This window comes from Microbacterium sp. 70-16, from assembly GCF_001898315.1.
Lineage (GTDB): Bacteria > Actinomycetota > Actinomycetes > Actinomycetales > Microbacteriaceae > Microbacterium.
In genome coordinates this window covers 19,910-28,255 of the sequence record NZ_MKTQ01000001.1, presented here as the reverse complement: position 1 = coordinate 28,255, position 8,346 = coordinate 19,910, and the positions used below count along the sequence as shown (strand labels likewise).

The 8,346-nt window shown below is 68.6% G+C and carries 7 protein-coding genes; 6 read left to right on the top strand and 1 reads right to left on the bottom strand.

Annotated features, from left to right (window positions below; translation table 11 throughout):
• Nucleotides 1-10 precede the first annotated feature (10 nt).
• The 3 genes from atpD to BGO46_RS00100 all read left to right on the top strand — a co-directional run bounded on the left by atpD (nucleotide 11) and on the right by BGO46_RS00100 (nucleotide 2,576).
• Entirely contained in the window at nucleotides 11-1,465 is a 1,455-nt protein-coding gene (gene atpD, locus BGO46_RS00110; RefSeq protein WP_292897127.1) for a F0F1 ATP synthase subunit beta, read from the top strand.
• A gap of 1 nt (nucleotide 1,466) precedes the next feature.
• On the top strand, nucleotides 1,467-1,727 hold the full coding sequence (locus BGO46_RS00105; protein WP_292678927.1) for a F0F1 ATP synthase subunit epsilon: 261 nt from the start codon (nucleotides 1,467-1,469) through the stop codon (nucleotides 1,725-1,727).
• A gap of 99 nt (nucleotides 1,728-1,826) precedes the next feature.
• Nucleotides 1,827-2,576: a peroxide stress protein YaaA gene (locus BGO46_RS00100; RefSeq protein ID WP_292678929.1), complete on the top strand. Its 750-nt coding sequence runs from the start codon at nucleotides 1,827-1,829 to the stop codon at nucleotides 2,574-2,576.
• Nucleotides 2,577-3,100: 524 nt separating this feature from the next.
• On the opposite strand, the gene BGO46_RS00095 is transcribed toward BGO46_RS00100, so the two are convergent.
• The gene (locus tag BGO46_RS00095; RefSeq protein ID WP_292678931.1) at nucleotides 3,101-3,574 is read right to left on the bottom strand and encodes a DUF4282 domain-containing protein; all 474 of its coding nucleotides are present in this window, start codon (nucleotides 3,572-3,574) and stop codon (nucleotides 3,101-3,103) included.
• A gap of 172 nt (nucleotides 3,575-3,746) precedes the next feature.
• Here BGO46_RS00095 and BGO46_RS00090 point away from each other — a divergent pair, with 172 nt between their 5' ends.
• From BGO46_RS00090 to BGO46_RS00080, 3 genes are all read left to right on the top strand, one after another.
• Nucleotides 3,747-4,484 carry a large exoprotein gene (locus BGO46_RS00090; RefSeq protein ID WP_292678934.1) on the top strand — a complete coding sequence of 246 codons (738 nt, stop codon included), beginning with the start codon at nucleotides 3,747-3,749 and terminating at the stop codon, nucleotides 4,482-4,484.
• Nucleotides 4,485-4,593: 109 nt separating this feature from the next.
• Entirely contained in the window at nucleotides 4,594-6,327 is a 1,734-nt protein-coding gene (locus BGO46_RS00085; RefSeq protein WP_292678936.1) for an ABC transporter ATP-binding protein, read from the top strand.
• The gene (locus tag BGO46_RS00080) at nucleotides 6,324-8,345 is read left to right on the top strand and encodes an ABC transporter ATP-binding protein (RefSeq protein WP_292678938.1); all 2,022 of its coding nucleotides are present in this window, start codon (nucleotides 6,324-6,326) and stop codon (nucleotides 8,343-8,345) included. Before BGO46_RS00085 ends, BGO46_RS00080 begins: the two co-directional genes overlap by 4 nt.
• Nucleotide 8,346: the final 1 nt, after the last annotated feature.

Genomic DNA, 8,346 nt, shown 5'->3' with positions numbered 1-8,346 from the left:
GAGACAGACAATGACTGCCACCGCCACCGCCGATAAGGCCGAGACGACGGTCGTCGGGCGCGTTGCACGCGTCACCGGCCCGGTCGTCGACATCGAGTTCCCGCACGACTCGATCCCCGACATCTACAACGCGCTCAAGACGACGATCACGATCGACGGCGAGTCGACCGAGATCACGCTCGAGGTCGCGCAGCACCTCGGCGACGACCTCGTCCGCGCGATTTCGCTGAAGCCGACCGACGGCATGGTCCGCGGCCAGGAGGTGCGCGACACCGGCGGCCCCATCACGGTTCCCGTCGGCGACGTCACCAAGGGCAAGGTCTTCAACGTCACCGGCGACATCCTCAACCTCGAGCCGGGCGAGACCGTCGAGATCACCGAGCGCTGGGGCATCCACCGTCAGGCGCCGAACTTCGACCAGCTCGAGTCGAAGACCGAGATGTTCGAGACCGGAATCAAGTCGATCGACCTGCTCACGCCGTACGTGCAGGGTGGAAAGATCGGCCTGTTCGGCGGTGCCGGCGTCGGCAAGACCGTCCTCATCCAGGAGATGATCCAGCGCGTCGCGCAGGACCACGGTGGTGTCTCCGTCTTCGCCGGTGTCGGTGAGCGCACGCGTGAGGGCAACGACCTCATCGGCGAGATGGAAGAGGCGGGCGTCTTCGACAAGACCGCCCTTGTGTTCGGCCAGATGGACGAGCCGCCGGGGACGCGTCTGCGCGTCGCCCTCTCGGCTCTGACGATGGCGGAGTACTTCCGCGACGTGCAGAAGCAGGACGTGCTGCTGTTCATCGACAACATCTTCCGCTTCACGCAGGCCGGTTCCGAGGTGTCGACCCTTCTCGGCCGCATGCCTTCGGCCGTGGGCTACCAGCCGAACCTCGCCGACGAGATGGGCGTGCTCCAGGAGCGCATCACCTCGACGCGTGGTCACTCGATCACCTCGCTGCAGGCGATCTACGTGCCCGCCGACGACTACACCGACCCGGCCCCTGCGACGACCTTCGCCCACCTCGACGCGACGACCGAGCTCAGCCGTGAGATCGCGTCGAAGGGTCTGTACCCCGCGATCGACCCGCTGACCTCGACGAGCCGCATCCTCGACCCGCGCTACATCGGTGAGGACCACTACCGTGTGGCCACCGCCGTGAAGCAGATCCTGCAGAAGAACAAAGAACTGCAGGAGATCATCGCGATCCTCGGTGTCGACGAGCTCTCCGAAGAGGACAAGATCGTCGTCGCCCGTGCGCGCCGCATCCAGCAGTTCCTCTCGCAGAACACCTACATGGCGAAGAAGTTCACCGGTGTCGAGGGCTCCACGGTCCCGATCAAGGAGACCATTGAGTCGTTCGACGCGATCGTCAAGGGTGACTTCGACCACGTCGCCGAGCAGGCGTTCTTCAACGTCGGTGGCATCTCCGACGTCGAAGAGAAGTGGGCGCAGATCCAGAAGGAGAACAGCTGAGATGGCGCTGACCGTCACCCTCGTCTCCGCGGAGGAGGAGGTCTGGCACGGCGAGGCATCCCTCGTCGTCGCCAAGACCGTCGAGGGCGAGATCGGCTTCATGACGGGGCACGAGCCCGTTCTGGCGATCCTCGCCGAAGGTCAGGTGCGCATCACTCAGACTGACGGCACCAAGGTCACCGCGAGCGCACACTCCGGCTTCCTGTCGATGGAGCGCGACGAGCTCACGATCGTCGCCGGCCACGCCGCTCTGCTGTCCTGACCGCCAACACCCGCTGAGAAACCACTCTCGCGCGAGAAACCACATCAGCCGTGGTTTCCTCACGCGAGAGTGGTTTCTCGCTTTCACTGGAGCCCCGCTGTGCTGATTCTGCTGCCGCCGAGCGAGACCAAGCGCGCGGGCGGGCGCGCGCGGCCTCTCGATCTCGGTCGCCTCGCGTTGCCGCAGCTCGCGCCGCAGCGCGCGGCTGTCGTCGACGCGCTCGTGACCCTCAGCGGCGATGAGGACGAGGCCGCGCGCGTTCTGAGGCTGTCACCACGGCAACGCCACGAGGTCGCCGCCAATGCCGCCCTGCGCACAGCGCCGACGATGCCCGCGATCGACCGCTACACGGGTGTGTTGTATGACGCGCTGGATGCCTCGACACTCGCGCCTGCCGCGCGGCGCTGGCTCGGGGCGCACGTCCTGATCCACTCGGCGCCGTTCGGCCCGGTCGGTGCCCTCGACGCGATCCCGGCCTACCGGCTCGCCGCGGGCACGGGGCTGCCGGGCCTGCCTGCTCTGCGGCGGCACTGGGCGGATGCCACCACGGCGGCTCTCGCCGTGGCTGCGCCGCAGTTCGTGCTCGACCTGCGCTCGGAGGCCTATGCGGCGCTCGGCCCCGTGCCTGAAGGCGTCGCGACGGCGTATCTGCGGGTCGTGACCGCGGGCGCCGACGGCACCGTGCGGGCGCTCAACCACTTCAACAAGCACGCGAAGGGCGATCTGGTGCGCCGGCTCGCTGAGGCGCGGCCGCGCGTCGCCACACCTGCGGCATTCGTCCGCTGGGCGGCATCCACTGGCCTTGAGGTGCGTGCGGGAGCGCCGGGCGAACTCGACCTCGTCGTGTAGGGCCCGTTCCCGCGCGAGTTTGGGGTCGCGTTCGGTCGGGTGCCTTCGAGTTTGGGGTCGCGTGTGGTCGGGTGCCCGCGGGTTTGGGGTCGCGTGTGGTCGGGTGCCTGCGGGTTTGGGGTCGCGTGTGGTCGGGTGCCTGTGGGTTTGGGGTCGCGTGTGGTCGCATCGGACGCCGTGAGGCGACCAGGGGCGACCCTAAAGTGGGGCGGCGTGACACTGGTGGGCAGTCCGCTCGTCCGGCCCCTTCTGTGGGTTGTCGGGCGCGGCAGCGATAGGAAGGGCCGGATGGAGGATGCCCGTGTGCGGGGCATCCTGTTCATCCGTCCGTTCGTGCGGGCTCGCGGGCGCCGCAGCGACAGAAAGGGCCGGATGAAGGTTTAGGGTCGCGTGCGGTCGGGTGCCGTCGGGTTTGGGGTCGCGGGTGGTCGCGTCGATCGGCGTGAGGCGACCAGTGGCGACCCCAACTGGCGCGGTGCGACAGTGGCGTGGCGTCCCCAAACTGAGGCGGGGGTCGCGCGGCGTCAGTCACGCAGGGTGTTGGCGGCGGTGCGCTCGGTGTTCTCGGCGATGGCGACCAGCGCGACGCCCGCCTCGATGACGAAGCGCAGCAGCACGACGGCGAGGAACGCGAGCACCGGCACGACGATGACGGTCGACGCGATGAGCGCGATGCCACCCCCGAGGTTCCAGCCGAGCGAGCGGATGCCCGAGATCACGCCGCCGAACAGCGCCGACACGAACGCGATGCCGATCGCGACGAGGCCGACGAGATAGAACACACTCGCGAGGCGTCGCGTGATGAAGCGCGTGAAGGTGATGTCGAACAGGGCGGAGAGGAACCCGCGCCCGATGTCGTCGAGCTCGCCGACGAGGCGCGGCACGCCCGTGTCATCGACGCCGGCGATGCCGCCGGCGGGCTCGGGCGTCTCGGCGGCAGCCTGCGCGGCGGGACGGTCGGGCAACGGCGGGGGAGTGGGTGTCGTCGCGTCGCTCATGATGGTCCTTCCGATGGATGCCTGTCGTCAGGCTATCGAGCGGGTCGGCACCACGCGAGCACCGACATGTTGCGGGCGCGACACGGTGACCCCCTACGATGTCACCTGTCGGGGCGAATGCCCCGCTACGTCGCGGCGCGAGCCGCACGATGTCACCTCAGGAGGGTGCCTCATGGCTGATTACTCGGGCGCGGGAGCCTACGCGATCCTCGCGGTATTCGGATTCTTCGTCTTCCTCTTCGCCGCGGCGGCCTACGTGCTGACCTCGTGGTTCCTGATGAAGATCTTCGACAAGGCCGGAGTGCAGGGCAAGTGGCGCGCGTGGGTGCCCGTGTACAACTTCATGGTGTTCGGCAAGCTCGGCGACCTGAGCCCCTGGGTCATGCTGATCGCGTGGGGCGCCGCCATCGTGCTCGGACAGATCCCCGGCGTCGGCTGGATCCTCTTCCTGCTGCCGGTCGCAGCCGGTGCCATGGCCGCGTGGCGGGTCGGGCTGAAGCTGCAGAAGGATACCCCGTGGGTCATCCTCTACGTGCTGGTGGGCATCGTCTGGTACGGCATCAACGCGTTCGACCAGTCCCGCTGGAACCCGAACGTCGCGCCGGCGCCGTGGGCGACGAACGCCTTCTTCGCCGACCGCACCGTGTGGGCCGGCGTGCCGGTGCAGCCGTCCGCGGGGGCGGTGCCTCCGGCGGGCTACCAGCCGCCCGCGGGCTACCAGCCTCCGGCTCCGCCCGCCGGTTACCAGCCTCCCGCACCCCCGGCGGGCTACCAGCCGCCGGCCACCCCGCCGGCAGCCGCGCAGCCTCCGGCAAGCCCGCAGCCGCCAGCGAGCCCCGAGACGCCGGCGAGCCCCGAGGCGCCGGAGCCGCCCGCCGAGGCATCCGGCGACGACACTCCGCGCGTCTGAGCCAGGTTCGCTGAGGGCGCACGGGCGCGCTTGAACCGCGCGCGGCGATGGGCGTAGCGTCGATCCGCGCGCGGTTGTCCGAGCGCCCGAACCTCAGAAGGGTGGCCGGATGCTCTGGAAGCTCCTGGTGCGCTATCTGGCGCCGGCCTGGCCGCTGCTGTTGCTGGTGATCGTGTTCCAGCTCGGACAGTCGATCGCCTCGCTGCTGCTGCCGACGCTGAACGCCGACATCATCGATCAGGGCGTCGTCACGGGCGACATCGACTACATCTGGCGCACCGGCGGGATCATGCTCGCCGTCAGCCTCGTGCAGGTCGTGTGCTCGGTCGTCGCGGTCTACTTCGGCTCGCGACTGGCGATGGGCATGGGGCGCCGACTGCGGTCATCCGTCTTCCACCAGATCGTCGCGTTCTCGCAACGCGAGGTCGGTCAGTTTGGGGCACCGTCGCTGATTACGCGCAACACGAACGACGTGCAGCAGGTGCAGATGCTCGTGCAGATGTCGGCGACCGTCATGGTCTCGGCGCCGATGCTGGCGATCGGCGGCGTCATCATGGCGGTGCGGCAGGATGCCGGTCTGTCGTGGCTCATGGCTGTCGCGGTGCCCGTGCTGCTGGTGACCGTCTCGCTCATCGTCGTGCGGATGGTGCCGGCCTTTACGAAGATGCAGGCACGCATCGACCGCATCAACCAGATCCTGCGCGAGCAACTGACCGGCATCCGCGTCATCCGCGCCTTCGTCCGTGAGAACGAAGAGCGGCAGCGGTTCGGGCAGGCGAGCGAAAGCGTCATGGAGACCGCGCTGCGCGCCGGCAACCTGATGGCGCTCATGTTCCCCGCGGTCATGCTCGTCATGAACGTGTCGTCGACCGCGGTCATTTGGTTCGGAGCCGACCAGGTGCAGAACCACGGGGTCGAGATCGGCACGCTGTTCGCGTTCCTCAACTACCTCATGCAGATCCTCATGGGGGTCATGATGGCGACCTTCATGTTCGTCATGATCCCGCGTGCTGCTGTCTGCGCCGACCGCATCGGCGCGGTGCTCGAGACCGAGCCGTCGGTGCACGCGCCGGCCGAGCCGGTCGCGGTGGCGGGCACGAGTGGACGGATCGTGTTCGACGACGTCGACTTCACGTATCCCGGTGCCGAGGATGCCGTGCTGCGCGGCATCACGTTCACCGCCGAGCCGGGCACGACGACCGCGATCATCGGTTCGACGGGCTCGGGCAAGACGACGCTGATCGGCCTCATCGCGCGACTGTTCGACGTGACCGGCGGCTCCGTGAGCGTCGACGGCGTCGACGTGCGGCAGATGGACCCGGACGACCTGTGGGCGCGCGTCGGGCTCGTCCCGCAGCGCGCGTTCCTGTTCGCGGGCACCGTCGCCTCGAACCTCCGCTACGGCGACCGTGAAGCGACGGATGCCGACCTGTGGCGCGCACTCGAACTCGCACAGGCCGCCGACTTCGTGCGCGGGCTCGATGGCGGTCTCGAGGCCCCGATCGCGCAGGGCGGCACGAACGTGTCGGGTGGCCAGCGGCAGCGCCTCGCGATCGCGCGGGCCCTCGCCAAGCAGCCCGAGGTGTACGTCTTCGACGACTCGTTCTCGGCGCTCGACCTCAAGACCGACGCCGCGCTGCGGCGCGCTCTCGATGAGGCGCTGCCGGATGCCACGCGCATCGTCGTCGCGCAGCGCGTCTCGACGATCCAGCACGCCGACCAGATCATCGTCCTCGACCACGGTCGCATCGTGGGGCTCGGTACGCACGACGAACTGGTGGAGACCTGCGAGACGTACCGCGAGATCGTCGATTCGCAGCTCTCGGCAAGGGAGGCGGCATGAGCGGCGCGGCATCCACGCGACCCGCACCCGGCCCGCGGGGGCCGATGGGCGGGCGCGGACCGGGCGGCGGCATGGCCCCGGGCGCGAAGGCGCAGAACTTCGGACCGAGTGCCAAGCGGCTCCTGGGCACCTTGCGTGTCGATCTCCCGGGGCTCGTCGTCGTGCTCGTCCTGGGCATCCTGTCTGTCGCACTCAGTGTCGCGGGGCCCAAGATCCTCGGCGAGGGCACCAACATCATCTTCGCGGGGTTCATCTCGTTGCAGGTGCCGGCCGGGGCGACCAAGCAGCAGGTGATCGATCAGCTGATCGCGAGTGGCAATCAGCAGCAGGCCGACATGCTCTCGGCGTTGGACTTCACCCCCGGTGCCGGCATCGACTTCGATCGCCTTGCCGTCGTCATCATCGCCGTGCTGAGCGTGTACGTGCTGGCATCCCTGTTCGGCTGGTTGCAGGCGCGGCTGCTCAACGGCATCGTGCAGCGCGCGATGCACCGCCTGCGCGTGCAGGTCGAAGACAAGATCCACCGGCTGCCGCTCGCCTACTTCGACCGCGTGCAGCGCGGCGAGCTGCTGAGCCGCGTCACGAACGACGTCGACAACATCGGCCAGACGATGCAGCAGACGCTGTCGCAGGTGATCACCTCACTGCTGACGGTCATCGGCGTGCTCGTGATGATGTTCGTGATCTCGCCGATCCTGGCCGTCGTCGCGCTCGTGACCATTCCGCTGACGATCGTCATCACGATGCTGGTCGCGCGCCGCTCGCAGAAGCTGTTCGTCGCGCAGTGGCGAGCCACGGGCATCCTCAACGCGCGCGTGGAAGAGACCTTCTCGGGTCACACGGTCGTCAAGGTCTTCGGGCACCAGAAAGACGCCGAGACCGAGTTCGAGACCGAGAACGACGAGGTGTACCGGGCGAGCTTCGGCGCGCAGTTCCTCTCCGGCATCATCATGCCGGCGATGATGTTCATCGGGAACCTCGTCTACGTCGCGATCGCCGTCATCGGCGGACTCCAGGTCGCCGCGGGTCTCATGTCGATCGGCGATGTGCAGGCGTTCATCCAGTACTCGCGCCAGTTCACACAGCCGCTCAGCCAGCTGGGCTCGATGGCGAACCTGCTGCAGTCCGGCGTCGCGAGCGCCGAGCGCGTGTTCGAGCTGCTCGACGAAGACGAGCAGACCACCGACGCCGACCCGGCGCAGACGGTGCCCGACGCCGCGGCCGACCTCGCGTTCGCAGACGTGTCGTTCCGCTACACGCCCGACCGCCCGCTGATCGATGCGCTGTCGCTCCGCGCAGAACCCGGCAGTACGGTCGCGATCGTCGGACCCACCGGCGCGGGGAAGACGACGCTCGTGAACCTCATCATGCGGTTCTACGACGTCGATGCTGGCGCCATCACGCTCGACGGCGTCGACACCCAGCTCATGACGCGTGACGACCTGCGCTCGCGCACCGGCATGGTGCTGCAGGACACGTGGCTGTTCGCCGGAACGATCCGCGAGAACATCGCGTACGGCGATCCGGATGCCACGGAAGAGCAGATCATCGCGGCGGCGACCGCCGCCTACGTCGACCGGTTCGTGCACGCCCTGCCGGACGGCTACGACACGATGCTCGATGACGAAGCGACCAACCTGTCGGTCGGCGAGCGTCAGCTCGTCACGATCGCGCGGGCGTTCCTGTCCGCCCCGCGCATCCTCATCCTCGACGAGGCCACGAGCTCGGTCGACACGCGCACCGAGCTGCTGATCCAGCGGGCGATGTCGCGCCTGCGTCGCGACCGCACCTCGTTCGTGATCGCGCACCGGCTGTCGACGATCCGCGATGCCGACCTGATCCTCGTGATGGAGGCCGGCGCGATCGTCGAGCAGGGCACGCACGACGAGCTGCTCGCCGCGCGCGGCGCGTACTGGCGGCTGTACAACGCGCAGTTCGATGCCCCCGCTAGCGGCGACGGGTCGGAGGAACCCGGGGATGCCTCCGCGGGCGCGGGGGAGCGGTCCACTAGAGTGTGAC

Excerpts from the sequence above, each read along its gene's own strand:
- BGO46_RS00090 (WP_292678934.1), top strand. The coding sequence starts at position 3,747 with ATGGCTGATTACTCGGGCGCGGGAGCCTACGCGATCCTCGCGGTATTC.
- BGO46_RS00085 (WP_292678936.1), top strand. The coding sequence starts at position 4,594 with ATGCTCTGGAAGCTCCTGGTGCGCTATCTGGCGCCGGCCTGGCCGCTG.
- BGO46_RS00105 (WP_292678927.1), top strand. The coding sequence starts at position 1,467 with ATGGCGCTGACCGTCACCCTCGTCTCCGCGGAGGAGGAGGTCTGGCAC.
- BGO46_RS00095 (WP_292678931.1), bottom strand. The coding sequence starts at position 3,574 with ATGAGCGACGCGACGACACCCACTCCCCCGCCGTTGCCCGACCGTCCC.
- BGO46_RS00080 (WP_292678938.1), top strand. The coding sequence starts at position 6,324 with ATGAGCGGCGCGGCATCCACGCGACCCGCACCCGGCCCGCGGGGGCCG.
- atpD (WP_292897127.1), top strand. The coding sequence starts at position 11 with ATGACTGCCACCGCCACCGCCGATAAGGCCGAGACGACGGTCGTCGGG.